Origin of the sequence: Variovorax sp. M-6 (genome assembly GCF_052114385.1) — a bacterium.
Taxonomy (GTDB): Bacteria; Pseudomonadota; Gammaproteobacteria; order Burkholderiales; family Burkholderiaceae_C; genus Variovorax.
The window spans coordinates 1-311 of record NZ_JBFREQ010000140.1; the positions used below are offsets into that span (position 1 = coordinate 1).

Consider the following 311-nt stretch of genomic DNA (forward strand, 5'->3'; position numbering starts at 1 on the left):
CACCTGAAGCTGCACGCCAAGATGATGCTGGCCGATGGCGAGCGCGCGATCGTCGGCTCGATCAACCTGGCGCCGGGCAGCTTCGACGGCCGGCGCGAACTGGCGATCGAGACCGACCACCCGGGCACGGTGCAGCGGCTGGAGGAAACAGCGCAACGCGACTGGGAGTCCTCGCACAAGATCGACCTGAGCGATGCGGGCCTGCTGCGCGACCTGCAGAAGCGCCAGCTCGATCCGCATCAGCTGGTGCTCGACGGCAGCAACGAGGCGCACAAGGACAAGCCGGACAAGCACAAGGCGAAGGGCTGAGC

At 67.2% G+C, this 311-nt stretch carries 1 protein-coding gene; it reads left to right on the plus strand.

Translation table 11 applies throughout. The features are described 5' to 3' along the window. On the plus strand, positions 1-309 hold a 309-nt coding region (locus AB4Z46_RS35530), incomplete at its 5' end, for a phospholipase D-like domain-containing protein (protein ID WP_442288239.1). Positions 310-311 lie beyond the last annotated feature (2 nt).